Source organism: Streptomyces sp. NBC_00483, from assembly GCF_036013745.1.
Classification (GTDB): domain Bacteria; phylum Actinomycetota; class Actinomycetes; order Streptomycetales; family Streptomycetaceae; genus Streptomyces.
In genome coordinates this window covers 390,887-416,635 of sequence record NZ_CP107880.1, presented here as the reverse complement: position 1 = coordinate 416,635, position 25,749 = coordinate 390,887, and the positions used below count along the sequence as shown (strand labels likewise).

Below are 25,749 nucleotides of genomic sequence, written 5' to 3'. Positions count from 1 at the left end.
CCGGGTCCTTCTCAGTAGTCGAGCGGGTCCCTGATGATGGGGCAGGTCATGCAGTGGCCGCCGCCGCGCCCCCGGCCGAGTTCGGCGCCGACGATGGTGATGACCTCGACACCCGCCTTGCGCAGCAGCGTGTTCGTCTGGGTGTTGCGGTCGTAGGTGAAGACCACGCCGGGTTCGAGGGCGACCGCGTTGTTGCCGCTGTCCCACTGCTGGCGCTCGGACGCGTACACGTCGCCGCCCGTCTCGATCACCTGGAGGTCGCCGATGCCCAGGGCCTTCGCGACGACGTCGGTGAACGCGGCCGAGCCCTCGTCGGTGATCTCCAGGCCCGGCGCCTTGTCGCTGGGGCGCAGCGAGAACGTGTGCACCGCGTCCATGATCTTCGGGTAGAGCGTGACGATGTCGCGGTCGGCGAAGGTGAAGACGGTGTCCAGGTGCATGGCGGAGCGCAGCTTCGGCATCCCGGCGACGATGACGCGCTCGGCGGCGCCGCGCTCGAACAGGGAGGCAGCGACCTGCGTGATGGCCTGCCGCGAGGTGCGCTCGCTCATGCCCATCAGGACGACGCCCTTGCCGACGGGCATGATGTCGCCGCCCTCGAAGCTCGCCTGCCCCCAGTCCTGTTCGGGATCGCCCCACCACACGGTCGAGCCCGCGAAGTCCGGGTGGAACTCGTACACGGCTTTCATCAGTAGCGTCTCGTCGTGCCGCGCGGGCCAGTACAGCGGATTGAGGGTGAGGCCGCCATACAGCCAGCACGTGGTGTCGCGGGTGTAGAGGGTGTTGGGCAGCGGCGGCATCAAGTACTCGCGCACACCGGTGGATTCGCGCGCCAGGGACACGTACGGGGAGCGGTAGTCGTCGGGCAGATCGGTGGTGGCGAGCCCGCCGATGAGGTACTCGGCGAGCTGCCGGTGATCGAGGTCCTCCAGGAACGCCCGGGTGTCGTCGATCAGGCCGAGCCCGACCTGATTGGCGACGATCTTCCGGTCCAGGAGCCAGGACTTCGCCTCCGGGATCGCCATCGTCTCCGCGAGCAGCTCGTGCAGTTCGACGACCTCGACGCCGCGCCCGCGCAGCTTGTTGACGAAGTCGGCGTGGTCGCGCTGGGCGTTCTCCACCCACATCACGTCGTCGAAGAGCAGGTCGTCCGCGTTGGTCGGGGTCAGCCTGCGGTGCGCGAGCCCCGGCGCGCAGACGAGGACCTTGCGCAGCCGGCCCACCTCGGAGTGGACGCCGTACGGGACGGGAGCGGAGCTGTCGGGGTCGGTCACGGGGTGCCTCCCGGGGCGGGGGTGGGACGGGTGGTCACAGGCTGATCCAGCCGGCGGCCAGGGCGACGATGCCGATCACCGCGCCGATGACGGAGACGGCGAGGATGACGAACTCACGCGGCGAGAACAGGCGGCGGCCCTGCTCGCGGCGGGCCATCACGAAGAGGATGGTGGCGGGGGCGTAGAAGATCAGCGAGACGAGGACGAACTTCAGCCCCGCCGCGTACAGCAGGAACGCCGTGTAGATCACGGCCACCCACGCGATGGTCAGTTCACGGTTCGAGGTGCGGCCGCCCGCGGTGAGCGGATCGGCGCGCATGCCGATCTTCGCGGCGAACGCGGCCGCCAGCAGATACGGGATCAGGGACAGGGCGCTGGTCAGGTCGAGCGCGAAGTTGAAGGCGTCGTCGGAGAACGCGGTGACGACGAGCACGACCTGGGTCAGGATCGTGGTCATCAGCAGGGCGGGCACCGGCACGTCCGCGGCGTTGGCGCGGCGCAGGAAGCGCGGCATGTCGTCGTCCTTCGCGGCGACGAACAGCACCTCGGCGGCCATCAGCGTCCAGGCCAGATAGGCGCCGAGCACGGACACGATGAGGCCGACGCTGATGAAGACCTTGCCCCAGGTGCCGACCGCCTCCTCCAGGACCCCCGCCATGGACGGCTGGCGCAGCTCGGCGATCTCGCTCATCGGCATGATCCCGTAACTGACGATCACGACGGAGGCGAAGATGGCGAAGACGCTGAGGAAGCCGAGGATCGTGGCCCTGCCGACGTCCTCGCGGCGCTTGGCGTGCCGCGAGTAGACGCTGGCGCCCTCCACGCCGAGGAAGACGAAGACGGTGGCCAGCATCGTGCCCTTGACCTGGCTGAACAGGGAGCCGGCGTAGTCGGCGCCGCCCCAGTTCTCGGCGAACGCGCTCGGATCGAAGAAGACGAGCGCCAGGATCACGAAGATGACGATCGGCACGACCTTCGCCACGGTGACGATCCTGTTGATCGCCGCGGCCTCCTTCACACCGCGGCGGATCATCAGGAAGAACGCCCACAGGCCCACGGAGGAGAGGATCACGGCGAGCGCGGTGTCGCCCTCGCCGAGGCTGGACCAGATCGTGCCGACCGTCGACATGATCAGCACCCAGTACGTCACGTTGCCCACGCACGAGCTGGCCCAGTAGCCGAAGGCGGAGAAGAAGCCGACGTACTCGCCGAAGCCCGCCTTGGCGTAGGCGTAGACGCCCGCGTCCAGATCGGGCCTGCGCACGGCGAGGGACTGGAAGACGAAGGCGAGCATGAGCATGCCGGTACCGGCGATCGCCCAGGAGATGAGCGCTCCCGCCACCCCCGTCTGCTCGGCGAAACGGGCAGGGAGGGAGAACACCCCGGCGCCGACCATGGAGCCGATGACCATGGTGGTGAGGGTGAACAGGGCCAGTTTCGCGGGCGGTGGGGAGGTCTGGGACTCCGTAGAGACCTGCTGCTCCATCACGTCCCCTTCGGTTGCGGTGCGGGGGAGCTGGGACGCTCGGGGAACAGTTTTCTACCAACATGTTGAGAGGTGCACCTTTTGGGGGCGTTCCGGTGTCACAAGGTGTTCATTCCAAATGGCCGATTGTGCGAGTTGTGGGCAGCATGGTGCGAGCCGTCTCAGGAGAAGGACAAGCAGCCATGCAATCCTCATTGACCCCGGTGATCCTTCGGGAGCTGCGCGAGCCGCGCTCCTATCCCGCCGTGTCCCTGGCGATGCCCACCCATCGGCGACGACCGGAGAACGAGCAGGACCCGGTCCGGCTCGGCAACCTCGTCAGCGAGGCGGAGCGCCAGCTGGGGGCGGATCCCGCGGTGACCAAGGAGCGTCAGGAGGACGTCGTCGCGCAGCTGCGGGCCGCGGTCCAGGAGGTCGATCCCGCCGAGGTGCGCGACGGCCTCATCGTCTTCGCGGCGCCGGGCGAGCACCATGCCTGGGTCGTCGACCGCAGGGTCCCCGAGCGGGTCGTGGTCGCGGACACCTTCCTGACCCGGAACCTGGTCGCCGCCGACGCCGCACGGCGCCCCTACTGGGTGCTGGCCCTGGCCGCCGACCGGATCACGCTGTGGGACGGCCGCGGCGACAGCGTCACCGAGAACACGGAGCACGGCTTCCCGCTGACCCGCAGCCTCGAGGACCCGGACGCCGAACGCAAGGAGCGCGTCGGCGACCTGCCCAGCACGTTCCGCGACGAGCAGACCCGGCAGTTCTTCCGGGACGCAGACACCGAGCTGAGCGATGTGCTCGGCGAGGAACCGAGGCCGCTCTACGTCACCGGCGAGTCGGCCGCACTGACCCTTTTGACGGAGGTCGGCAGCGCCGCGCAGGGTGCGATCGAGGTGTCGGTCGGCGGGCTCGCGCAGGGCACCCCGGAGGAGGTCGCGCAGGCCGTGGCCCCGGCCCGGGACGAAGCGGCGCGGCTGGTCGTCGCCGAGGCGCTCGATCAACTGGAGCAGGCGCGCGGCGAGCGGAAGTACGCGGCGGGCGTGGACGAGGTGTGGCAGGAGGCCCAGGACGGCCGGATCCGCCGCCTCGTCGTCGAGGAGAACTACCGGATCACGGTGCGGGCCGGCGACGGCCACCTGGAACCGGCCGCAGACGACGATCTGGACGCCGTGCACGACATCGTCGACGAAGTCGTCGAGTCCGCCCTGGAGACCGGCGCGGAGGTGGTGTTCGTCCCCGACGACACCCTCGCGGACGCCGGGCGCGTCGCCGCGGTGTTGAGGTTCTGATGCGCGGGCGGACGACGATCGCGCCGATCGCCTGCGCGCTGGCGGGTGTGCTGGCGCTCGCGGCATGCGGCTCAGGGAACGAGCAGGACACGGGCGCGAGCGCCAGCGCGCGGCCCACCTCACCGGACGCGTCGAGGTTCTCCGGTACGCCGCCCTCGGCGCTGGCCTCGAAGAAGGCGTCGATCAAGGCCTCCACCTCCGAGGTCGCCAAGTCGGCCTCGGCGCGGGCCAGTTCGTTCGAGGCATCCGTCTCGGCCAACCTGGAGCGCAAGCGGCAGGAGTTCACCAAGCAGCTGGACAAGGCCGAGGGGCAGGGCAACGCGGTGCGCGACGTCGAGCTCACCGGCAAGCGCCTCGCGGACACGAAGGGCGTGCGCGCCGTCGTCGTCCACATCACCAACACCACCGACAAGACCGCCTCGTACGCGGTTCAGGTCGACTTCAGCGACTCCGACGGCAAGGTGGTCGAGTCGAAGGTCGTCGGAGCCGAGGACCTGAAGGCGGGGGACAGGGCGCAGCCGCTGGCGATCAGCACCAAGCCCCCCGAGCCGCATCTCAAGGCGAGTGTGGCGAAGGCCCAGCGCTACTAGACGGGCACCTTCTCCTGGGTCGCGGTCGAGTCCACGGCCGCGACCCGGCGCTCGAAGTGGACCCGCAGCCGCAGCGTGCACCAGATGCCGATGGCGGAGACCACCATCAGCGCGGCGGCCGGCGGCCAGTACGCCCCGCCGGCCAGGGACGACAGCCAGACCGCGGCGACCGGGGCGAAGCCCGCGAAGATCATGTTGCAGACCTGGTAGGAGAGCGAGATGCCGGTGTAGCGCACGTGCGGGGCGAAGCCGTCGGCCAGGATCGCGGCCATCGGCCCGTACAGCGCCGACATCACCAGGCGCATCGCCAGCATCATCAGATAGATCAGCACGACGCTGCCGCCGCCGAGCACCATGAACTGCGGGATCGAAAGGAGTACGACACCGGCGAGACCCGCGACGACGACTTTGTGCGCGCCCACCTTGTCACCGAGCAGCGCGAGCAGCGGGGTGACCACGAGTTCCAGGAACGCGGCCAGCGAGAGGCCGTTGAGCAGCATCGACTCCGACAGGTGCAGCGAGCCGGTGCCGTACGAGAGCAGATAGCTGGTCACCACGTAGTAGCCGCCGGTCGCGGTGGCCAGCGCGAAGACGCCGGTCAGGACCGTCTTCCAGTCCTTGTGCAGCACCTCGGCGACGGGCAGCCGGCTCGGTGTGTCCTTCTCGGCCTCGGCGGCGTGGATGTCGTCCATCACCGGGGAGTCCTCCAGCTTGGTGCGCACCACCAGGCCGATGGCGACGAGGACCGCGGAGGCGAGGAACGGCACGCGCCAGCCCCAGCTGTTGAACGCGGAGTCGCCGAAGAGGTTCATGAGGCTGAACATGCCGGTCGACAGCAACGCGCCGACGGACGAGCCGAGTTGGGCGAACGAGCCGAAGAAGGTGGCCTTGCCCTTGGGCGCGTTCTCGACGGCGATGAGCACGGCGCCGCCCCACTCGCCGCCGATCGCGATGCCCTGGATGAGGCGCAGCGTGATCAGCAGAATGGGGGAGAGGACGCCGACCTGGTCGTACGTCGGCAGCAGGCCGATCGCGAACGAGGCGATGCCCATCATCAGGAGCGTGATGACGAGCGTCTTCTTGCGGCCGACGCGGTCGCCGATGTGCCCGAAGACGATGCCGCCGAGCGGACGCAGCAGGAAGCCGACGGCGAAGGTCGCGAAGGACGAGATCGTCTTCAGTGCCGTCGGCATATCGGCGGGGAAGAAGACGTCGTTGAACACGATCGCCGCGGCGGTGGCGAAGGCGTAGAAGTCGTACCACTCGATGGACGTACCGGACAGAGCGGCGAACGCCGTCCTGAACGGACTCTGCGGCGAGCGGGACGTGGTGCGGTCCGTCAAGGGGACCTCCGGCGAATGAGTGCGGTCGGGGACAGGACGTGCTCAAACGTGGGGCGGTATGCCCCTGAGATGCGGGGTGAGGGCGACCAAGAGTTGCGGGGTGGCGCAGGCCGGTGCCCTCAGGGGCGCGGGGAACTGCGCAACCCCAGCCACGGTGTGGCGCGCCATGGGGCCCGGGCCAACCACGGCGCGGCCGGCCCGACCCCAACCCCGGCTACCCGCGAAGCGACCACACCCGGCTGCCGCCGATCCACGTCTCCCGCACCCGGATCCCGGCCAGCTCATCCGCGGCCACGGTCAGCGGATCCGCATCGAGGACGCAGAAGTCGGCGAGCATGCCGGGCGCGAGCGCACCCACCTCGTGCTCACGGTGCAGCGCACTCGCCGCCGCCCCAGTGTGCGCATGCAGACCGGCCTCGACCGGCAGCCGCAGCGACTCGTCACCGAGGACCGTGCCGAGCACCGTCCGCCGCGTGGCCGCCGCGGACACCGCCTCCAGCGGCGCGGGCGGCGCGACCGGCGCGTCCGAGGAGAAGACGACCGGCACACCGGCCCCGGGGCAGCGGCCCGCCGGGTTGTAGCGGTGCCCCATCTCACCGATCGCGGTCAACGTGCCGTCGCCGGTGCGCAGATGGTGCTGCGGCTGCATGACGGGGACGACGCCGAGCGCGCCCATCCGCTCGATCTGCTCGTCGGTCGGCAGACCGGAGTGCTCCACGCGGTGACGCATGTCGTTACGCGGCCGGTCGGCCTGCGCCTTCTCGATCGCGTCGAGCACCATGCCGATGGCGTACGGGGACTGGGCGTGCGTCGCGGTCTGCAGACCGGCGGCGTGGGCACGGCGGACGATCTCCGCGTACTCCTCGAACGAGTGGTACAGCTGCCCGTGGTGGCAGCAGTCGGCGGCGTAACCCTCGGGGAAGTACGCGGTCCAGCCGCCGAGCGTGCCGTCGGCGTAGAACTTCACGCCCTGGATGCGGAACAGGTCGTCGCCGAAGCCGCGCACAGCGCCCAGCTCCAGAGCAGTGTCGAGCAACGCCGAGGTGAGATAGGCGGACACACGCATGCGCAGCGAACCGTCCGACCGCGCCCGCAGATACGTCTCCATCTCGCGCCGCGAGACCTGCGCGTCGCCGATCGTGGTGACACCGGCGGCGAGGAACACCTCCTGGGCGCGCAGCAGATGGTCGGCCATGATGTCTTCGGGCTCGGAGAGGTGGAAGTTCGGTCCGTGGTTGCCGATCTTCACGCCGGCAGGCCCGGTGAGCAGGTCGCAGGCGGCGTCCCACAGCTGTCCGTCGGGCTCCCCGTTCTCGAAGTGGCCGATGCTGCCGCCCTCGGGCGACGGCGTGCCGGCGGTGATCCGGCAGGTGCGCAGCGTATGGGAGTTGACGACGCCGCCGTGTCCGGAGGCGTTCATGACGTAGACCTCGCGGTCGTCGGCGACGCGGTCCAGGTCGTGGCAGCTGGGGTGGCGGCCCTCGGCGAGGCGCCGGTGCTCGTAGCCGAAGCCGCGCACCGGGACGCCCGCGGGCAGCTCGCGGGCCGCCTCGGTCAGCACCTCGACGAGCGTGTCGATGTCCGGTACGCGCTCGGGGCGCAGGTCGACCCACGCGAGCGCCTGCCCGTACATGACCGGGTGGCAGTGGGCGTCGACGAAGCCGGGGTGGACGAGGCCGCCGTCGAGCGTCAGCTCCTCGTCGACCCGGCCGCCGAGCGCGGCGCGGGCCTCCTCGACGGTGCCGACGTGCACGATGCGCTCGCCGCGGACGGCGAGGGCCTCGGCCCGGACGGTGGTGCCGGCGGCGGCTACGGCGGCGCCGGTGACGAGGAGCGTGTGCTCGGGGGAGCGGGGCATGGCAGGCCTGCTTTCGACCGGGAACGTACGGGGGTGTGCCGACAGACGATTCGGCTCGCTGAACCATAGATAGCGAACGACTGATTGACCAGAGGGTCCGGCCAAGAATGTTTGTAAAGTCGAATCGCCGGTTGGGTTACGTATCGACTGTGCGTCCCGGTACGGACCGTTGATCGGTCCGCGTGGTCGGTCCTTGTGGTCGATCCGTGTGATCGGTCCGCATGGCCCGTCCCCAGGGTCAGTCCGTGCGCGGCCCCAGGTCGTAGCGCTCCTTGATCAGTTCGAGGTGGAGCCAGCTCTCCACCTCCCGCACGGTGGGTAGTTCACGCATCTCCTCGAGCGTGGTGCGCACCGCCGCGAACGACTCCGCGGTGATCGTGCCGACCAGCTCGGCGCCGCCCAGGCACGTCGACAGGAACGTCACGCGCTCGAAGGCGGCGACCCGTTCGGCGACGTCTGCCGCCGCGCCGTCGACCCGCAGGCTGAACCCGCACAGGTAGCCCATGCCGAGCACGTCGGGGCGGACCAGGGCCACCACCTTGGCGACCCCGCCCTCCAACAGGCGCAGGGTGCGCGCGCGGGTCGCGCCCGCCGACAGGCCGACGCGCGCGGCGAGTTCGGCGAACGCGAGGCGGCCGTCCTCCTCCAGTTCGGCGAGGATCCGCTCGTCCATCGCGTCGAGCGCGCTCACGGTCGGTTCCTGTGTGAGGAGGTAGGGGTCCTTCACGTGGCGGGTCGCGACGAGTGCGTCCACCGCGCGTACGCCCGGGAGCCTCCGGATCTCCTCGATGGTCCGGTCGAGCGCGCCGAAGCCCGCCGTGCGCAGCTCCGTCATGATGGCGCGCCGCCCGCTCGTCAGCGTCACGAACGGCGCCTCGGGCAGCGCGGCGATCGCGCGGGCGGCCGGGCCCGCGGGTCCTTCGGTGTCGATCGCCAGATGTGCGGAGGCCGAAAGGTCGCGCACAGCCGGGTGCACGATCGCGACGACCCGTACGGCGCCCGACTCCTGGAGCCGCTGCACGCGCATCCGTGCCGCGGGCCGGGACAGGCCCACCCGCTGCGCCAGCGTCTCGTACGTGAGGCGGCCGTCGCTCTGCAGCTCGCGCACGATGCGCAGGTCGGTCTCGTCGAGATCCACGTGCTGTTCCCCTCGGCGGTTCGGTTGCGGCCAGGCCGTGGACCGGCCGGGCGCCCGATCATTGTCGGTCACCGGATGGGCGACCGTCTCGTTCGGTCTGGACAAGTGTGGCAGTCGAAACGTAGGTTTCGTTCCCGTAAGTCGATCGAATCATTTATGAGTGCCCTGGAGGATGGTGTGCCGCGACCCGTCGTCGTGATCAGCGACACCGAGGAGCTGGACCCCGAGCCGGGTGTCCGTCTCCTCGTCGATGCCGGCTGGGAGGTGCGGGTGGTCGGCAGCCGGGACCCGGAGGCGATCGGCGCCGCCGCGTACGACGCCGACGCGCTGATCGTCGGGTACGCGCGCGTGGACGCGGACCTGCTCGACCGCACGCCCAAGGTGCGGATGATCGCCACCATGTCGGCGGGCTACGACATGATCGATGTCGCGGAGGTGGAGCGGCGCGGTCTTTGGCTGGCGAACCTGCCGCACTCCGCGACCGAGGACGTCGCCGTGCACGCCCTCGCCCAGGCGCTCGCGCTGACCCGCCGCCTCCCGCAGGCCGACGCCGTCGTCCGCTCCGGCGGCTGGAACACCGAACTGCACGAAGTGCCGCGTCGGGCCAGCGAGCTGACGCTCGGTCTGGTCGGCATGGGCCGCATCGCCCGCACCCTCGCCCGCCTCGCCGCGCCCCTCTTCGGCAAGGTCGCCGCGCACGACCCGCGCGCCACGGACTGGCCCGAGGGTGTCGAACGCCTCGACCTGGACACGCTCGTGGAGCGCGCCGACGTCCTGTCGCTGCACGTCCCGTCGACCCCGCAGACCAGGGGGATGGTCGACGCCGATCTGCTGGCCCGCATGCGCCCCGGCAGCGTCCTCGTCAACGTCTCGCGAGGCGACCTCGTCGACCCGGACGCCCTGCTCGCCGCCCTCGACGGCGGCCACCTCGCGGGCGCCGCCCTCGACGTCTTCCCCGTCGAACCGCCCGCGCCGGACGACCGGTTGCGCAGCCACCCGCGCCTGCTGCTCTCCCCGCACAGCGCCTTCCTCTCCGACGCCTCGCTGCGCGCCTACGTCACCGAGCCCGCGCGCAACGTCATCGCCTGGTGGGCCAACGGACGCCCGCACACCCCCGTCGTCGACCCCACCCCTCGTAACGCCTCTCGTACGCAAGGAGCACTCGCGTGACCGACACCCTCACCGCCCCCGTCACGGCCGACGACGCCGCCCAGGAGGAGCTGCGCCTGCGCCGCGAACTGGCCGCCGTCTACCGCCTGGTCGCGCACTTCCGCATGACCGACCTGATCTTCACGCACATCTCGCAGCGCATCCCGGGTCCGGACAACCACTTCCTGATCAACCCCTACGGCCTGCTCTTCGAGGAGATCACCGCCTCGAACCTCGTCAAGATCGACCTCGACGGCAACGCGGTCGAGCCGAGCCCGCACCCCGTCAACCCGGCCGGCTTCATGATCCACAGCGCGATCCACAAGGCCCGCCCGGACGCCCACTGCGTGCTGCACACGCACACCAAGGCCGGCTGTGCCGTCGCCGCGCAGCAGGGCGGGCTGCTGCCCGTCAACCAGATGTCGATGGAGTTCCACAACCGCGTCGGCTACCACGACTACGAGGGCGTCGCCCTCAACTTCGCCGAGCAGGAGCGCCTCGTCGAGGACCTCGGCACCCACCCGGCGCTGATCCTGCGCAACCACGGCCTGCTGACCGTCGGGGAGAGCGCCAAGTCGGCGTTCCTGCGCATGTACTACCTGGAGAAGGCCTGCGAGATCCAGGTCACCGCCCAGGCGGGCGGACAGCTGATCATCCCGTCCGAGCAGGTCTGCGAGTACACCGCCCAGCAGCTCACCGGCGAGGGCGAGGCGTCCTCGGACGTCGAGGACGACATCGCGTACGACCTGGCCTGGGGCGCGCTGCTGCGGCTCGTGGAGCGGATCGCGCCGGACTACAAGGAGTGAGCGTGCGGCGGTGCCGGGGCCGGGTTGTACTGAAGGGACGCCCCCAGGTGAAGGGACCCCTTCGTGACCCGCGCAACCGACACCGTCCTCAAGGGACTTGAGGAGAGGGCGTCGGCGGCATCGGCCTGATCCGCGTGCTGCGCGGCGGCGAGGGCCCCACGGTGCTGCTCCGCGCCGACATGGACGCCCTGCCGGTGGCCGAGGCGACGGGCCTTCCCCACGCCTCGACCGCCACCGCGCAGACCGCCGCCGGCACACCGGAGTTCGAGACGCTTCGGCGTTCCCTTCACGTACTGAGGGATCGGCGGCACGGATCCCGTGGCCACGCCGGCATGGCTGGCAGCGTCGGAGGGCTGAGTGGCGCCGCGGCCGCCCCGGTCACCTGTTCCCGTACGGCAGCAGTGCCATCTCGCGGGCGTTCTTGATGGCGGCGCTCACCTGGCGTTGCTGCTGCACCGTGAGGCGGGTGACGCGGCGGCTGCGGATCTTGCCGCGGTCGGAGATGAACTGGCGCAGCAGGTCGGTGTCCTTGTAGTCGACGTAGGTGATGCCGGCCGCGTCGAGCGGGTTCGGGCGCGGCTTGGCGGGCTTGCGCGGAGTACGGGAACGGGGCATGTCGGTTCTTCCTTTCGGAGGGTCAGCGTGCGGGGTCGAGGAGCGGGTCGAAGGCGGCGGGGAGCCGGCTCCAACCGGCTGGGCCAGCGCGGTACTCGTCGTCGGTGAGCAGGCAGGAGTCGAGGAGCGCGGTCAGTCCTTCGCGGTCGAGGGCGGGGGAGGTGAACACGAGGTGCTGGCAGCGGTCGCCGTGCTCCGGGTGCCAGTCCATGGCCGCCGCCGCGCGCCGCTCGGGCGGCACCAACTCCCAGGCGGCGTCGGGCAGTGAGTGCAGCCAGGGCCCGCAGTCGTCGACGCCCAGGGCGCCGCCCGCCGCGTCCCAGGACAGCAGGGTGTCGGGCCGGTCGGCGAGCCAGAACCGCCCCCGGCTGCGGGCCGCGGCGCAGCACAGGTCCTCCAGGGCGTCGAACAGCCGCTGCGGATGGAACGGCCGGTGGCGGTGCCATACGAGGGTGCCGACCCCGGCTTCCTCCGCCTCCTGCGGCAGCCGGGCGCTGGCCGGGTGCTGGGCGGTGCGCGCCGCCTCGACGTCGAACCCGGCGAGGACGAGCCGGGCCAGTTCGGTCGACCGGGCCGGCACCTGCCGCCCCGTCGGGTGCAGCTGGGCGAGCAGGGCCCGGTCCTCCTCGTCCGCCTCCGGGCTCTCGGTGACGGCGACGACGGAGGCGTACTCCAGCTGCCGGGCCCAGGTGTCCGCGACCGTACGCTGATCGCTCGCGGCCGCCGCGAGTCCGGCCTCGGCGAGGTCGTCCCCGTTGCCCAGGTAGGGGAGGACGAGCGCGGGGTCGACGGCCGTGACGACGCCGGTCAGCTGCAGCGCCGGCGCACCGTGCGCGGCGACGACATCCGCCATGGCCTGTGGCTCGACGGAGTCCCACAGTTCCACGACGGCGAGGCGGGTCAGCCCGTCGGCCGCGAGGCGTTCGAGCTCCGGCACGAGGTCCTCGCGCAGGGCGCAGCAGGCGCAGTCGTTGACCAACGGCGCCTCCCCGCGGCCGAGTTCACCGGACGAGTCCCGGATCGTGCGGGTCACGGTCCCCGACGGGGCGGTGCCGAGGTCGTGGTGGAGGGCCACGCTGGACGGCACCGCGTCGAGCAGGCCCCGCACCACCTCCCGGCGCGCTTCGCTGTGCAGGCCGCCGACGATCACGACGGGCAGCCGGTCGTGGCCGCCCATCACCGGTCCCCTCGGCGGCCGAAGCGGCGCTCGAAGCGCTCGACCCGTCCCGCGGTGTCCATGACGCGGGCGGTGCCGGTGTAGAAGGGGTGGCTCGCCGAGGAGACCTCGACGTCGTACACGGGGTAGGTCTGGCCGTCCCCCCACTCGACCGTGCGGTCGGTGGTGAGCGTGGAACGGGTCAGGAAGGCGAATCCGGCGGCCTTGTCGCGGAAGACAACGGGCCGGTAGGTCGGGTGGATGCCGGGCTTCATGGCGGACTCCAGGTGATTCAAGTGCTTCAAGTGCTTCAAGTGCTTCAAGTGGTGCGAGTGGTTCGAGTGGTTGTGCGGGGGCCGACGCTCAGCGTTCTTCGCGGTGGTCGACGTGCCGGCCGATCACGGGGTCGTACTTGCGCAGGACCAGGCGGTCCGGGTTGTTCCTGCGGTTCTTGCGGGTGACGTAGGTGTGGCCCGTGCCTGCCGTGGAGCGGAGTTTGACGATCGGGCGCAGTTCGTTGCGTGCCATGCCGCTACTATATGGCAATGGTTTCCATGTTCAATAACGGGGCCATGGTCACGCACGACACAGGACGAACGGAGAGGGACCGCATGTCCGCCCACTGCCAACTGACCGGAGCCGCACCGCGCTTCGGCAACCGCATCTCCCACTCGCACCGGCGCACCTCGCGCCGCTTCGACCCGAACATCCAGCGCAAGCGCTACTGGCTGCCCAGCGAGGGCCGCAGCGTGCGGCTCACCCTGAGCGCCAGGGGAGTCAAGACCGTCGACGTCATCGGCGTCGAGGCCGCGGTCGCGCGGATCCGCGCGCGAGGGGGGAAGGTCTGATGGCGAAGCAGAGCAAGATCGCGAAGAACGAGAAGCGGAAGGCGATCGTCGAGCGGTACGCCGTCCGCCGCGCGGCGCTGAAGGAGATCGTCCGGCGCCCGGGCACCCCGGAGGCCGAGCGCGCCGCGGCCCTGGCCGAACTGCGCCGGCAGCCGCGCGACGCCAGCGCGACGCGGGTCCGCAACCGCGACAGCGTGGACGGCAGGCCGCGCGGGCACCTGCGCAAATTCGGCCTCTCCCGCGTGCGGCTGCGAGAGGAGGCGCACGCGGGACACCTTCCGGGGGTCACCAAGTCCTCCTGGTGACACAGGCGCGTCCGGGCGCCCGGACGGGCTCCGGCCCGGTCGCGCGCCCGGCGTGGTCGCCCGCATGGCGTGCGAGAGCAGGCGCGGCACGGCCGATCGTCGGACGATGGGGTGAAACCGGAGTGCGTCGAGCCGAGGGGAGTGCCGCAGGTGGGTGGCGGGCGCGAGCGCGGAATCCCCGAAGAGGAGCCCGAGGAGCACGAGGAACCAGAGGCGTACGACGCCGAGGTTCGCCAGGTCGACGTGCTCAACCGGCTGGCCGGACCGGCCTCCGGGGGGCCGGGCACGGGCTCGGACCGGCCTCCGCGGCGTACGGGTACGAGACACCACGACACCGACCTGCTCGTCACCGGACACGCGCTGGCCCGCGTCGCGTCACTGGGGGAGGCCCTCGCGCTGATCTCCCAGCTGGCCGACGACACGTTCCCGCTGCGCGGACAGGCGGTCTTCCGGGCGGACCGTGAAGTGCTGCACTGCGTAGGCCAGTTCGGCCTGAGCGACGGCGAGGCCGACGCGTTCCGGCTGCCGCTGCGCACGGCCCACCCCGCGGCCCAGGTGGCCAGAACAGGGCGGCCCGTGGTGCTGCCCTCGCCGCAGGACTACCGGGAGCGGTTCCCCTCCGCCAGTGGGTACGCGGAGCCGGCACAGTACGAGTCGTGGGCGTTCCTGCCGCTCACCACGTACGGCCAGCTCACCGGCGTGTGGATGGCCGCCTTCGACGCCCCGGTGGAGACGACCGGCGGCACCGGCACCTTCCTGGTGACCCTCGCCCGGCTGCTGGGCCAGTGCATCGAGCAGACCTACGACGGCCAGGCGGACCGCACCCTGTCGCAGAGCCTGCGCAGCAGCATGGGCCGCATCGGCCCGGGTCCCGAAGGGGTCACCGTCACCGCCCGTTACGTACCCACCGGTGGCGGGCTCATGGTCGGCGGCGACTGGTTCGACAGCATCACCCTGCCCAACGGGCGCCTCGGCCTGGTGATCGGCGACGTCCAGGGCCACGATGTGCAGGCCGCCGGGCTGATGTCGCAACTGCGCACCGCCATCCACGCCTACGCCGCCGAGGGCCACGGCCCCGACGCCGTCCTCGTCCGCGCCTCCCACTTCCTGGCATCCCTCGGGGAGGGCCGCTTCGCCACCTGCATCTACCTGGAGGCCGACCCCGCGACGGGCACGCTGCGCATCGCCCGCGCCGGGCACCCGCACCCGGTCCTGCGGCTGCCGGACGGCACCTGCCTGCTCAAGCACGTGCGCGGCGGGCTGCCCCTGGGGCTCGACCTCGGCGAGGACGACTACCCGGTCAGCCTTCTCACGCTGCGGGAGAACGAGATCCTCATGCTGTGCACGGACGGCCTGATCGAGTCCGGCGGCCACGACATGTACTCCGGCTGGCTCCGGGTCCGTAACGCGCTGACACCTGGCGGCGCCGACGACATCGACGGCATGGCCGACCGGCTCCTGAACGCGGTCGTCGCCCCGCAGTCCACGCAGCCGGGCGACCGTCCCGTGACCTCCTTCACCGAGGACGACATCGCCCTGCTGCTCCTGCGCCGCGACCCGCTCGGCAACCACGCGGACCGGCCCGGGCGCAATCTGCGGTTCACCCTCGAACAGGACCAGGCCCAGGGCATCGCCGACGCCCGCATCGAATTCCAGGGCCTGCTCCACGACTGGGCCCGCCCCGAACAGGTCGACACCGCCCTGCTGCTCGTCTCCGAACTCCTCGGCAACGTACTGATCCACACCGAGCAGGCCGCCGTCCTGCGCGCCGACATCAGCGGCGCCGAGGGCCACCGTCGGCTGCGCGTGGAGGTCTCCGACCGCAGCGACGAGGTGCCGAGCCGCCGCGCCCCCGGCGAACTCTCCTCCTCCGGCCGCGGCCTCGTCCTCCTCGACCTCCTGGCCCACCGCTGGAACCTCCGCCCGGAGCCGGAGGGAAAGACGGTGTGGTTCGAACTGGACGAGGACGGTCCCGAGGAGCCGTGAAGCAACTCCCCATCGCTTACGGGATCTTGACACCGCCATGGATGGGTGGTGGTTTAGACCACGTGCCCCCGCCCGAAGGCGAGGGTCCGCTTCCGTGGAGGTGCAGTGTCCCGTATGCCCGAACGTCATTCGTCCTGTCTCCCTCGTGTCTCCCGCCCCGCTCTCGTTGGCGCCGCGCTCCTGCTGACCCTGGGGGCGGTCGCCGTACCCGCCCAGGCGCTCGACGGTGCGCCGGGCGCGGTCGGTGCCGGCTCGGCGGCGAGGTTGCCCGTTGTCACGCCCACCCCGCAGGACATGAGATCGGCGGGCGCCGACCTGCGGGTGCCGAACCGGGTGCGGCTCGTCCTCGGTGACGGCGTCGACGCGTCGAGCATCGACGTGATCAAGCGGGCGCTGTCCGCCGCCGGGGCCCGTTCCCTCGACATCGTCAAGGCCGGCGACGCGGTCAAGAAGGCTCCGGCACGTGGTGTGTTGACCGTGGTGGCCGGTTCCATCAAGGACACCGCGGTGGCCGCCGCGCTCAAGGCCGCGGGCGGCACCGTGCCGGACACCCTGAACCCGGAGGGCTACTCCCTCGCGTCCCGGGGCGCCGCCGGTTCTGACATCGTTGTCCTCGCGGGCAACGACGGCGACGGTGTCTACTACGCCGCCCAGACGCTGCGTCAGCTGGTGACCGGGGCGCACCGCATCGCGGCCGTCTCGGTCACCGACTACCCGAGCATGCCGCTGCGCGGCAGCATCGAGGGTTTCTACGGCGCGCCCTGGTCGCACAGCGACCGCGTCGACCAACTCGCGTTCTACGGCGACGTCAAGGCGAACACGTACATCTACACGCCGAAGGACGACACGTACCTCCGGGAGAAGTGGCGTACGCCCTATCCCGCCGACAAGCTCGCCGATCTGGGCGAACTGATCAAGCAGGCCGCAGCCCACCATGTCGACTTCACGTACGCGGTCTCCCCGGGTCTGTCCGTCTGTTACGTCGACCCCGACGACGTGAAGTCCCTGAAGGAGAAGCTGGGTTCGCTGTATGAGCAGGGGGCCCGCAGCTTCTATGTGGCGCTCGACGACATCAGCTACACCAAGTGGAACTGCGACGCCGACCAGGCGAAGTACGGGGCGCCGGGCCGGGCCGCCGCGGGGCAGGCGCAGGCCGATCTGCTCAATGCGGTGCAGCAGGACTTCATCGACAAGCATGAGGGCGCCAAGCCGCTCCAGTTCGTGCCCACCGAGTATTCCGACACGGCGGACTCCGCGTACAAGTCGGTGCTGCGCGAGCAGTTGGACCCGAAGGTCGTCGTGCAGTGGACCGGCACCGACGTCGTGCCGCCCTCCATCAGCCTCGCGGACGCCAAGGCCGCGTCCACGGTGTGGGGACGCAAGGTGTTCCTTTGGGACAACTACCCGGTGAACGACTACGGGCAGACCGCGGGCCGGCTCCTGATGGCCCCGTACGACAAGCGGGAAGCCGGCTTGCACAAGGAGTTGAGCGGCATCGTGCTCAACCCGATGAACCAGGCGGCGCCGAGCAAGGTCGCGCTCTTCGGCGGCGCCTCGTTCGCCTGGAACGACGAGAACTACGACCCCGACCGCACCTGGCGCGCGTCCGCCGACTACCTGGCCGGCGGCGACCGGGACACCGCGCGGGCCCTGCTGGCCTTCTTCGACACCCAGCACCTCGCGCCGACCTTCGGCGACACGAACTGGCAGCCGCAGGCGCCCGAACTCGCGGCGCGCCTCGCGGGGTTCCGCAAGGCGTGGGACGGCGGGTCCAAGGCCGAGCGGCGGGCGGCCCTGCGCAAGCTGGCCGGCTATGCCGACCTCTTGGCCGGGGCTCCCGAGCAGATCCGTGCCGGAGTGCAGGATCCGGCCTTCCTGGCGCAGACGAAGCCCTGGCTCGACGCCCTCGCCCTGTGGGGTGACTCCCTGAACGCCACCCTCGACGGGCTGCGCGCCCAACTCGGCTCGGGCAGTGGGGAGTCGGACTTCGCCGAGGCGGCCGACCTGGCGAAGCGGGCCGCCGCCATCACCACCATCCCCGACACCACCCGGCCGCAGGGACCGATCAAGGTGGCCGACGGCGTGCTGGACACCTTCATCGAGCAGGCGCCACAGATGTGACGCTCCTGTGAAGGCGCCCGCTTCGACGGATGGTCGGAGCGGGCGCTTTCGTATGTATTGACCCAGGGGGTCCGTACTCGCACCCGCAGCCCCGTGTGCACCACCAACATCGGCCGAACAGGGTCGAGTTGATCGCGATCCGCGGTTCCGGAACGTCCTGGAATCGCCGGTCCCCGTGGCCGGGGGTGGGGCCGTCGTCGCAGGTCACATGGAATGTCTCCGTCGCCAGGGAATCCGCAGGCCGTGGCCGGTCCGCATGTCCCGCTTCAAACGGTGACCACAAATTCCACACATCCCTCTCTATGGACCGGTTCAATGGTCTAGATTGACCGTGCTTCACATGCTGGGACACCAGGCGACAAATGGCGATCTATAGGTCCGGCTCGACGGGCAGTTGACAGCCGCGTCTCCGGAGCCGAACGGGGGGTGATCATTTTCTTGGTGCCCGAGAGGGACCTTGGGTGCGGGGAGCATCCGGGGTTGCCGCGGACTTCCGCGTACCTCGAGCGTCGAGTGTGGAGCAGAGCATGCGAGTCCGCCGCAGACTGAACCGAATGGGCGGAATGCTCAAGTAGCGCTGAAACAGCCGGGCATGTCATGTGCGGGAGGCGGGGGCCTCTCGTGGGGGAGGAGCGGCGCGGCGCGGGGGGCTGGGGGCCTCCCGAGGAGGGGAACAGCGCGGGAGGCCGGGGGGCCTTCCGAGGGGGGAGTTACCGTGTTGAGCGAGCACGTCGAGCCCGCTGGCGACCCGGACGGGGCTGTACAGCAGGGGGACTTGATCAACCCGTTTCCGCCTGGGCGCGTGCGCCCGGCGAACGGGGCACTCCGTCGACCCGCGAGCGACTGGGAACAGCGGTACCGCCGTATCGTGATCGTCAGCGATACCGTGGCCACGGCCGTGGTGGTGGCGGCCTTCGGAGGCTTCTTCGGAGTCCGGGACGCGGCCAACTGGCACGAGAAGTGGAAGATCCTCGCCTTCGGCACCGAACTACTGGTGCTGGGAGCGCTCGCGGTGAGCCGATCGTGGGCTCCGGCCGTACTCGGCCAGGGTGCCGAGGAATTCCGCCGGCTCGGCCGCTCACTGTTCATGGCGACCGTCGTGCTGGCGCTCGGCGGGATAGCCCTCACCTCGCGCAACATCAAGCTCTGGATCTTCGTCGCGATCCCCGCGATCGCGCTCGTCACCATGACCGCGCGATATCTGCTCCGCCTCTGGCTGCACAGACAGCGCAAGCTAGGACGCTGCCTGCGACCGGTGCTCGCCGCCGGGAGCCCGGCCACCGTGCGCGACCTGATCAACCGGACCCGCAAGTTCCCGCACATCGGGTGGCGGGTGGAGGCCATCTGCCTGTCGGAGAGCCGCGGGCTCGAGGGTGACCAGCTGGACGGGGTGCCGGTCGTCGGCCCACTGACGGACGTCGCGAGCCACGTCTCCCGCGACGGCTACCGGGTCGTCGCGGTCACCCCGGACCCGCACTGGACACCGCACCGGCTGCAACGACTGTCCTGGAACCTCGAGGGCAGCGACGCCGAGATGGTCGTGGCCCCCGTGCTGATGGAGGTGGCAGGACCGCGACTGCATGTCGACGCGGTCCTGGGGATTCCGTTGCTGCGCGTGAGCATGCCCGCCTTCACCGGAGGGCGCCGGGTGATCAAAGAGGTCGTCGATCGGCTCGGTGCGACGGTCCTGCTCCTGGTGTTCGCACCGCTGATGGCGGTCATAGGGCTGTTCGTCCTGGCGGACAGCCGCGGTGCGGTGTTCTACCGCCAGCGCAGGGTCGGCAAGGACGGCCGCGAGTTCACCATTCTCAAGTTCCGCACCATGGTCGTCGGGGCCCACCGGGAGCGGGCCGGCCTCGCCGAGCGCAACGAGGGCTCGGGGCTGCTGTTCAAGCTCCGCAGGGACCCGCGGGTGACCCGGGTGGGACAAGTGCTGCGCCGGTACTCGCTCGACGAGCTTCCGCAGCTGTTCAACGTACTCACCGGGTCGATGTCGCTCGTCGGCCCGCGGCCACCGCTGCCGGAGGAGTCCGCCGCGTACGACCCGGACATCCGGCGGCGACTTCTGGTCAAGCCCGGGCTCACCGGGCTGTGGCAGATCAGCGGACGCAGTGACCTGCCGTGGGAGGAGGCGGTCCGCCTCGACCTGCGGTACGTCGAGGACTGGTCGCTCGCCCTGGACACGGTGATCTTGTGGAAGACGCTGCGCGCCGTGCTCCACGGGCACGGGGCTTACTGAAACGAGGGGGGCGTCGCCGTACGGCGGCGCATGGACGGCAGGCCACAAGGGCCTGCTCTGGGGGGAGTAAAGGTCATGAGGATCAGCGTCTTAGGGCTCGGCTATGTCGGCTGTGTTTCGGCCGCGTGCCTGGCGGGCCAGGGCCACGAGGTCATCGGGGTGGACGTCAACCAGGCGAAGGTCGACCTGGTCAACGACGGCAGAGCGCCTGTGGTCGAGGAGCGGATCGGCGAACTCACCGCCGAGGTCGTGCGGACCGGGGCCCTGCGCGCCACCCGCGACGTCCGTGAGGCGATCCTGGGCAGCGACGTGTCCCTCATCTGCGTGGGTACGCCGTCGGAGGCCAACGGCAGCCTGTGCACGACGTACTTGGAGCGGGTAGCCGAGCAGATCGGCGCCGCGCTGGCCGAGCGCAAGGCGGAGGACGGGCGGCACACGGTCGTGTTCCGCAGCACCATGCTGCCGGGCACCTGCCTGAATCTGCTGGTGCCGATCCTGGAGAAGAGCCTCGGCGGCACGGCGGGCGTGGACTTCGGGGTCGCCGTCAACCCGGAGTTCCTGCGCGAGGGCACGAGTGTGCGGGACTTCTTCGACCCGCCCAAGACCGTCATCGGCCAGCTCGACCCGGCCAGTGGTGACGTCGTGGCGGCGCTGTACGAGGGCCTGCCCGGAGAGGTGTTCCGGGTGCCGGTCCCGGTGGCCGAGGCGATCAAGTACGCGGACAACTCCTTCCACGGCCTCAAGATCGGTTTCGCGAACGAACTCGGCGCGGTGTGCCAGGCGTTGGGCGTGGACTCGCACCAGGTGATGGACGTGTTCCTGGCCGACCGCAAGCTGAACATCAGCCCCGCCTATCTGCGGCCCGGCTTCGCCTTCGGCGGCTCCTGCCTGCCCAAGGACCTGCGCAGCCTGGTCCACGCGGCGCAGCGGGCCGACGTATCGGTGCCCATCCTGTCCCACGTACTGGCCTCCAACTCCGCACATCTGCAGCGCGCGGTGGAGCTCGTCGAGCGCACCGGCAAGCGCAAGGTGGGCCTGTTCGGCCTGTCCTTCAAGCCCGGCACCGACGACCTCCGCGAAAGCCCGCTCGTGGAGCTGGCGGAGCGGCTCTTCGGCAAGGGGTACGACCTGAAGATCTACGACGCCAACGTGAGCCTGTCCCGGCTGATGGGCGCGAACCGCGAGTACATCGAGAACCGGCTGCCGCACCTCGCGCAGCTGCTCGCGGACTCCGTCGACGAGGTGCTCGAGCACGCCGAGGTGTGCCTGGTCGGGACCCGGGATCCGGCCGTCCTGGCGGCGCTGCCCCAGGGTGATGGCCCGGTGGTCGTCGATCTCGTCCGCCTTCCCGACGCCGAGGCGCGCCGGACCGAACCGGGATACGTGGGCCTTGCTTGGTGACCCGATCAGTGACGCGACCCGAAGCGGCGGGCACGGCCGGCGCGCACTGATCCTCGTGGAGAACCTGTCGGTGCCGTTCGACCGGCGGGTGTGGCAGGAGTGCACGACGTTGCGCGACGCCGGCTGGACCGTGCACGTCATCTGTCCGCAGGGCACGAAGCGGGACACGGAGCCGGAAGCGGTGATCGACGGGGTGCGGATCCACCGCTACCCGCTGCGCGCCGCCACCGGCGGACCGGCCGGTTACCTGCGGGAGTACGGATCGGCGCTGTGGCACACGGCCCGTCTGGCCCGCAAGGTCGGCCCGGTCCACGTGGTCCACGCCTGCAACCCGCCCGACCTGCTGTTCCTGGCGGCACGGTGGCTGAGGCGGCGCGGCTCGCGGTTCGTCTTCGACCAGCACGACCTGGTGCCCGAGCTGTACCTCTCCCGGTTCGACCGCGGCGAGGACCTGCTCTATCGCGCCGTGTGCGCGCTGGAGCGGCGCACCTACCGGGCCGCGGACATCGTCCTCGCCACGAACGAGAGCTACCGGGACGTCGCGCTGAGCCGCGGCGGCCGGCACGCCGACGACGTGTTCGTGGTGCGCAGCGCGCCCCAGATCGAGCGGTTCCAACCGGTGCCGCCCGAGCCGGAGTTGAAGCGCGGCAAGCCCCATCTGCTGTGCTACCTCGGCGTGATGGGCCCGCAGGACGGTGTCGACTACGCCCTGCGGTCCCTCGCGAAGCTGCGCGACGGACTCGGGCGGAGCGACTGGCACGCGGTGTTCGTCGGCTCGGGCGACGCCTTCGACGCGATGGTGGAGCTGTCCCAGGAGCTCGGCCTTTCCGACCAGGTGGAGTTCACCGGGCGCATTCCGGACGAGGACCTGGTGCGCTACCTGTCCACCGCTGACGTGTGCCTCTCTCCGGACCCGCGCAATCCGCTCAACGACGTGTCGACCATGAACAAGGTCCTGGAGTACATGGCGATGGGCCGGCCGATCGTCTCGTTCGATCTTCGCGAGGCGCGCGTCTCCGCAGGTGATGCGGCGGTCTACGCGCGTGCCAACGACGAGGCCGAATTCGCCGGACTCATCGCGCTGTTGCTGGACGATCCGGAGCAGCGGGCCCGCATGGGCAAGATCGGCCAGGAGCGGATCAGCGGTCCGCTCTCCTGGCGCAATTCGCAAGAGTCGCTGCTCGCTGCCTACGCCGCTGCCTGCCGTGACCGCGCTCCGGTGTCGCAGGACGGCCCGGTGCGGACAGGGAGGAGGCGGCGCAGGTGAGCGACGACACGATACGCCTGGTCACGATCGGGCAGATATTCCGTCGGCGGTGGCGGCTCCTCGCCGCTCTCGCCGTGCTCGGCGCGCTCGTCGGATACGGCATCTCGGCCGTGTTCCCGCCGAAGTACACGACGTCCGCGTCGGTCCTGCTGCCCGGGGCGTGGGAAGAGCGCGAGCTGCTGACCCAGGTGGACGTCGCGACCAGTTCGTCCGTGCTCGACCGCGCGGCCGACAAGCTCCGCTGGCCGGGCGTCGACGGCGCCGAGCTGCGGGACGACGTGACCGTCAAGCCCGCCGACGGGAACATCGTCACCATCTCGGGTGCGGCCGACACCCCGGAGCGTGCGCAGCGGCTCACCGACAGGGTGGCCGAGCAGTACGTCGCCTTCGCCGCGCGGATCGCCAGCGGCGAAACAGGCCCCGAAGCGGCCGCGCGACCCGATGCGCTGCGCAAGGAGGTGCAGAAGACCAACCGCCGCATCACCGAGCTGGCCGACGAGGCCGACCCGGGACAGACGGTGGAGGGTGTGCAGGTCCGCACCGAGCTGGAGAAGATGCGCACCTCGCTGGAGGAGGCCATGAAGAAGCTGGACGAGACCAGCCCGGCGACGGACAAGGCAGGACCGGTCGTCATGGGTCTCTCCGCGCCGCCGACCGGCGAGGCGCCGCCGACCACCACGCAACTCGCCGTCGGCGGGGCGCTCCTGTTCCTGCTGGTCGGGGTCATCGCCCATCTCACGGCCGCCCGGATGAATCGCCGACTGCGCACCGAACCGGAGATCGCCGCGGCGCTCGGCTCGACGCTCCTCGGCACCGTCGACGTGCCCGGCACACTACGGGCGCCCCGGTCGCAGGGCGGTGGAGCGCTGGCCGGCGTCCGCCGGTTGCTCGACATGGACAACCGGTGGGACGTCCCGACCCCGCAGAGGTCCGGTGACGAGGCCGACAGGCGGACCCGCTACCGGCGGGTGTGCGCCCGTCTCCGGAGTCAACTCGCCTCCTCCCGGGGGCTGTTGGCCGTTGTGCCGGACGGTGACGAACTCGCCCTCCGGGCCGCGGGGCAGCTCGTCGCCGAGGCGAAGGGTGACCCGCTGCTGCGGACCGTGGTGGTTCCGATGGATCGGCCGACCGTGCCGGACCGCGGCACCGAGTCCGGTGTCGTGGTCGTCCTCAGCGCGGGCAACTGGACCGCGGAGGAACTCGCCGGTATCGCCCAGGCCTGTGCGGACGGCAGGCACGAACTCGTCGGCATCGTCGTCGCAGGACCGGTCCAGGACCGTCCGGCGCGGTCCGTCGAGCAACCGCCCGACCAGGCCGCTCCGGCGCTCGCGGCGGGCGGCCATGTGACGGGAGGTTCAGCGTGACGACGAGCAAGACGTTGGAGTCGTCGGCAGCCACTCCGCTCTTCGACCTGCACGCACTGGTAGTGGCGGTGCGCAGGCGCCGCCGCCTCTGGGGCGCCATGGCCCTGCTCGGGCTGTTGGCCGGCGCCGCGATGGCGGTCGTGCTGCCCCCGCCGCCGAGTGCGGTGGTCAAACTGCTGGTCGCGCACGCGGAGGACCAGCCGAACGACACCGGAACGCTGATCCGTACCGATGTCGAGGTGCTGCGGACCACGCGTATCGCCGACAAGGCCCTGAAGGACCTCAAGTCCTCCGTAAAGGCCGAGGACTTCATGAAGGACTACCGGGGCACCGGCGTGACCAACAACCTGCTGCAGATCGATGTGACAGGTGACAGCGACGCGGAGGCGGTGGCCCGGGCCAAGGCGCTGGCCGACGCGTTCCGTGCCGATCACGTGCAGCGCATGCGGGACAGCGCGAAGGCCGAGTCCCAAGCCCTGCTCGACCAGCGCGACCGCATGCAGACCGAACTCGCCGAGGTCAACAAGGAGATCGGAGGCCGCTCTCCGGATGCGGTGACCGACCCGAAGTCGTCGGCGAGCCTGGAGTCGCTCTTCGCGCGCCGGTCCGAACTCAACTCGCGGATCGCCGACTTCGACGAGCGGGCCGCGGACGCGCGCACCGGCACGCCCAAGGTCACCGCAGGAACGCAGATCGTGGACGCGCCGCGCGCGCTGCGGCACTCCCTGCCCAAGTCCATCGTCACCAACGCCGCGATCGGTCTTGCCCTCGGGCTCGCGCTCGGGCTCGCGCTCGCCGCGGTCACCGCCGTGGTGGCGGACCGCCCCGTGCTGCGCCGGGACATCTCGGCCAACCTGGGTGCCTCGGTCATCGCAGAGCTGCCCCGCCGGTCGGGCAGGCTGTGGCGGCGCCGCCGGAACCGGGCCACCCGGACCCGGCTCACCGCGCACCTCGCCCGCACCCTGCGCGGCTCCGCGGAACCGGTGTCGCTGCTCGAACTGGGCTGTGCGCGCGGCGCGAGTGCGATCGCCCTGGACCTCGCGCGGGCGATGACGGAGGACGGACCCGTCCTTGTCGTCGACGGCCTGCCCGGCCGGGAGCTCGCGAACCATCACCCGCGGCCGGGAGACCCCGCCGTGGTCACCGGCGAGCAGGCCGCGGCCGCGTCGGCCCAGGACCGCCGGATCGGCGTCGGATCGGTGGCGCCCGGCACCGCGTGGACCGACCTCCAGTACCTCGGCACCCGGACCGTGCTCGTCGTGCGGGCCGGACGCGGCAGCGCCGCATGGCTGCACACGGTGGCGCGGCAGCTCGCGGACCAGCACATTCCGGTGCTCGGTGTGGTGCTGATCGACCCCGATCCGCGGGACCGGACCGACGGCACGCTGTGGGACGGGGTGCACACCGCGCTGCGCGGCAGGACCGAGCGGCCGGCCCGGCACAACGGGACGGGCCAGCTGCCCTCGGAGCGGCTGCCGGTCTGGGCCGGACAGGGTGCGGACAACGACGGGGAGACGAGGTAGCAC

At 70.9% G+C, this 25,749-nt stretch carries 22 protein-coding genes; 13 read left to right on the top strand and 9 right to left on the bottom strand.

Features of this window, described 5'->3' with window-relative positions; genetic code table 11:
* Positions 1 to 11: 11 nt before the first annotated feature.
* A complete protein-coding gene (locus tag OHA73_RS02000; RefSeq protein ID WP_327653941.1) occupies positions 12 to 1,274 on the bottom strand; it encodes an arginine deiminase in 1,263 nt (420 codons plus the stop codon).
* 34 nt (positions 1,275 to 1,308) lie between these two features.
* Positions 1,309 to 2,760: a basic amino acid/polyamine antiporter gene (locus tag OHA73_RS01995; protein WP_267072418.1), complete on the bottom strand. Its 1,452-nt coding sequence runs from the start codon at positions 2,758 to 2,760 to the stop codon at positions 1,309 to 1,311.
* Positions 2,761 to 2,942: 182 nt separating this feature from the next.
* Between OHA73_RS01995 and OHA73_RS01990 the strand changes: the two genes are divergently transcribed.
* On the top strand, positions 2,943 to 4,037 hold the full coding sequence (locus OHA73_RS01990) for a baeRF3 domain-containing protein (RefSeq protein WP_327653940.1): 1,095 nt from the start codon (positions 2,943 to 2,945) through the stop codon (positions 4,035 to 4,037).
* Positions 4,037 to 4,627, top strand: a complete 591-nt coding sequence (locus OHA73_RS01985) for a hypothetical protein (protein WP_266717977.1) — start codon at positions 4,037 to 4,039, stop codon at positions 4,625 to 4,627. The genes OHA73_RS01990 and OHA73_RS01985 overlap by 1 nt, the downstream gene beginning before the upstream one ends.
* Here OHA73_RS01985 and OHA73_RS01980 read toward each other — a convergent pair.
* From OHA73_RS01980 to OHA73_RS01970, 3 genes are all read right to left on the bottom strand, one after another.
* Positions 4,624 to 5,970: an MFS transporter gene (locus tag OHA73_RS01980; RefSeq protein WP_327653939.1), complete on the bottom strand. Its 1,347-nt coding sequence runs from the start codon at positions 5,968 to 5,970 to the stop codon at positions 4,624 to 4,626. The genes OHA73_RS01985 and OHA73_RS01980 overlap by 4 nt on opposite strands.
* Positions 5,971 to 6,184: 214 nt before the next feature.
* Complete coding sequence (locus tag OHA73_RS01975) at positions 6,185 to 7,828, bottom strand: amidohydrolase (protein WP_327653938.1); 1,644 nt, start codon at positions 7,826 to 7,828, stop codon at positions 6,185 to 6,187.
* A 238-nt stretch (positions 7,829 to 8,066) separates the two neighbouring features.
* Positions 8,067 to 8,966 (bottom strand): Lrp/AsnC family transcriptional regulator, encoded by a 900-nt coding sequence (locus OHA73_RS01970; RefSeq protein WP_327653937.1) that lies wholly within the window; start codon positions 8,964 to 8,966, stop codon positions 8,067 to 8,069.
* 156 nt (positions 8,967 to 9,122) lie between these two features.
* Between OHA73_RS01970 and OHA73_RS01965 the strand changes: the two genes are divergently transcribed.
* Both OHA73_RS01965 and OHA73_RS01960 read left to right on the top strand, forming a co-directional pair.
* A complete protein-coding gene (locus tag OHA73_RS01965; RefSeq protein WP_327653936.1) occupies positions 9,123 to 10,136 on the top strand; it encodes a C-terminal binding protein in 1,014 nt (337 codons plus the stop codon).
* Positions 10,133 to 10,921 (top strand): class II aldolase/adducin family protein, encoded by a 789-nt coding sequence (locus tag OHA73_RS01960; RefSeq protein ID WP_327653935.1) that lies wholly within the window; start codon positions 10,133 to 10,135, stop codon positions 10,919 to 10,921. The genes OHA73_RS01965 and OHA73_RS01960 overlap by 4 nt, the downstream gene beginning before the upstream one ends.
* Positions 10,922 to 11,299: 378 nt before the next feature.
* On the opposite strand, the gene rpsR is transcribed toward OHA73_RS01960, so the two are convergent.
* From rpsR to rpmG, 4 genes are all read right to left on the bottom strand, one after another.
* Positions 11,300 to 11,536: a 30S ribosomal protein S18 gene (gene rpsR / locus OHA73_RS01955; RefSeq protein WP_327653934.1), complete on the bottom strand. Its 237-nt coding sequence runs from the start codon at positions 11,534 to 11,536 to the stop codon at positions 11,300 to 11,302.
* A gap of 22 nt (positions 11,537 to 11,558) precedes the next feature.
* Entirely contained in the window at positions 11,559 to 12,713 is a 1,155-nt protein-coding gene (locus tag OHA73_RS01950) for a CobW family GTP-binding protein (protein ID WP_327653933.1), read from the bottom strand.
* Entirely contained in the window at positions 12,713 to 12,967 is a 255-nt protein-coding gene (locus OHA73_RS01945; protein ID WP_327653932.1) for a type B 50S ribosomal protein L31, read from the bottom strand. Before OHA73_RS01945 ends, OHA73_RS01950 begins: the two co-directional genes overlap by 1 nt.
* Positions 12,968 to 13,055: 88 nt before the next feature.
* Positions 13,056 to 13,220 (bottom strand): 50S ribosomal protein L33, encoded by a 165-nt coding sequence (gene rpmG / locus OHA73_RS01940; RefSeq protein ID WP_266718001.1) that lies wholly within the window; start codon positions 13,218 to 13,220, stop codon positions 13,056 to 13,058.
* Between the two features lie 83 nt (positions 13,221 to 13,303).
* On the opposite strand from rpmG, the gene rpmB reads away from it, so the two are divergent.
* From rpmB to OHA73_RS01895, 9 genes are all read left to right on the top strand, one after another.
* Positions 13,304 to 13,540, top strand: coding sequence for a 50S ribosomal protein L28 (gene rpmB, locus OHA73_RS01935; RefSeq protein WP_266718003.1), 237 nt, complete (start codon positions 13,304 to 13,306; stop codon positions 13,538 to 13,540).
* Positions 13,540 to 13,845, top strand: coding sequence for a 30S ribosomal protein S14 (rpsN, locus tag OHA73_RS01930; protein WP_327653931.1), 306 nt, complete (start codon positions 13,540 to 13,542; stop codon positions 13,843 to 13,845). Before rpmB ends, rpsN begins: the two co-directional genes overlap by 1 nt.
* A 150-nt stretch (positions 13,846 to 13,995) precedes the next feature.
* A complete protein-coding gene (locus tag OHA73_RS01925) occupies positions 13,996 to 15,831 on the top strand; it encodes an ATP-binding SpoIIE family protein phosphatase (RefSeq protein WP_327653930.1) in 1,836 nt (611 codons plus the stop codon).
* Between the two features lie 114 nt (positions 15,832 to 15,945).
* Positions 15,946 to 17,952 carry a beta-N-acetylhexosaminidase family protein gene (locus OHA73_RS01920; RefSeq protein WP_327653929.1) on the top strand — a complete coding sequence of 669 codons (2,007 nt, stop codon included), beginning with the start codon at positions 15,946 to 15,948 and terminating at the stop codon, positions 17,950 to 17,952.
* 715 nt (positions 17,953 to 18,667) lie between these two features.
* On the top strand, positions 18,668 to 20,191 hold the full coding sequence (locus OHA73_RS01915) for a sugar transferase (RefSeq protein ID WP_443063019.1): 1,524 nt from the start codon (positions 18,668 to 18,670) through the stop codon (positions 20,189 to 20,191).
* A 75-nt stretch (positions 20,192 to 20,266) separates the two neighbouring features.
* Positions 20,267 to 21,592 carry a nucleotide sugar dehydrogenase gene (locus tag OHA73_RS01910; RefSeq protein ID WP_266718012.1) on the top strand — a complete coding sequence of 442 codons (1,326 nt, stop codon included), beginning with the start codon at positions 20,267 to 20,269 and terminating at the stop codon, positions 21,590 to 21,592.
* Complete coding sequence (locus OHA73_RS01905; RefSeq protein WP_443063018.1) at positions 21,582 to 22,859, top strand: glycosyltransferase family 4 protein; 1,278 nt, start codon at positions 21,582 to 21,584, stop codon at positions 22,857 to 22,859. The genes OHA73_RS01910 and OHA73_RS01905 overlap by 11 nt, the downstream gene beginning before the upstream one ends.
* Positions 22,856 to 24,223, top strand: a complete 1,368-nt coding sequence (locus tag OHA73_RS01900; protein ID WP_267072431.1) for a Wzz/FepE/Etk N-terminal domain-containing protein — start codon at positions 22,856 to 22,858, stop codon at positions 24,221 to 24,223. Before OHA73_RS01905 ends, OHA73_RS01900 begins: the two co-directional genes overlap by 4 nt.
* Positions 24,220 to 25,746, top strand: a complete 1,527-nt coding sequence (locus OHA73_RS01895; RefSeq protein WP_327653928.1) for a Wzz/FepE/Etk N-terminal domain-containing protein — start codon at positions 24,220 to 24,222, stop codon at positions 25,744 to 25,746. Before OHA73_RS01900 ends, OHA73_RS01895 begins: the two co-directional genes overlap by 4 nt.
* Positions 25,747 to 25,749 lie beyond the last annotated feature (3 nt).

Excerpts from the sequence above, each read along its gene's own strand:
- OHA73_RS01995 (WP_267072418.1), bottom strand. The coding sequence starts at position 2,760 with ATGGAGCAGCAGGTCTCTACGGAGTCCCAGACCTCCCCACCGCCCGCG.
- OHA73_RS01990 (WP_327653940.1), top strand. The coding sequence starts at position 2,943 with ATGCAATCCTCATTGACCCCGGTGATCCTTCGGGAGCTGCGCGAGCCG.
- OHA73_RS01985 (WP_266717977.1), top strand. The coding sequence starts at position 4,037 with ATGCGCGGGCGGACGACGATCGCGCCGATCGCCTGCGCGCTGGCGGGT.
- OHA73_RS01975 (WP_327653938.1), bottom strand. The coding sequence starts at position 7,828 with ATGCCCCGCTCCCCCGAGCACACGCTCCTCGTCACCGGCGCCGCCGTA.
- OHA73_RS01965 (WP_327653936.1), top strand. The coding sequence starts at position 9,123 with ATGAGTGCCCTGGAGGATGGTGTGCCGCGACCCGTCGTCGTGATCAGC.
- rpsR (WP_327653934.1), bottom strand. The coding sequence starts at position 11,536 with ATGCCCCGTTCCCGTACTCCGCGCAAGCCCGCCAAGCCGCGCCCGAAC.
- OHA73_RS01950 (WP_327653933.1), bottom strand. The coding sequence starts at position 12,713 with ATGGGCGGCCACGACCGGCTGCCCGTCGTGATCGTCGGCGGCCTGCAC.
- OHA73_RS01945 (WP_327653932.1), bottom strand. The coding sequence starts at position 12,967 with ATGAAGCCCGGCATCCACCCGACCTACCGGCCCGTTGTCTTCCGCGAC.
- rpmG (WP_266718001.1), bottom strand. The coding sequence starts at position 13,220 with ATGGCACGCAACGAACTGCGCCCGATCGTCAAACTCCGCTCCACGGCA.
- rpmB (WP_266718003.1), top strand. The coding sequence starts at position 13,304 with ATGTCCGCCCACTGCCAACTGACCGGAGCCGCACCGCGCTTCGGCAAC.
- rpsN (WP_327653931.1), top strand. The coding sequence starts at position 13,540 with ATGGCGAAGCAGAGCAAGATCGCGAAGAACGAGAAGCGGAAGGCGATC.
- OHA73_RS01920 (WP_327653929.1), top strand. The coding sequence starts at position 15,946 with ATGCCCGAACGTCATTCGTCCTGTCTCCCTCGTGTCTCCCGCCCCGCT.
- OHA73_RS01910 (WP_266718012.1), top strand. The coding sequence starts at position 20,267 with ATGAGGATCAGCGTCTTAGGGCTCGGCTATGTCGGCTGTGTTTCGGCC.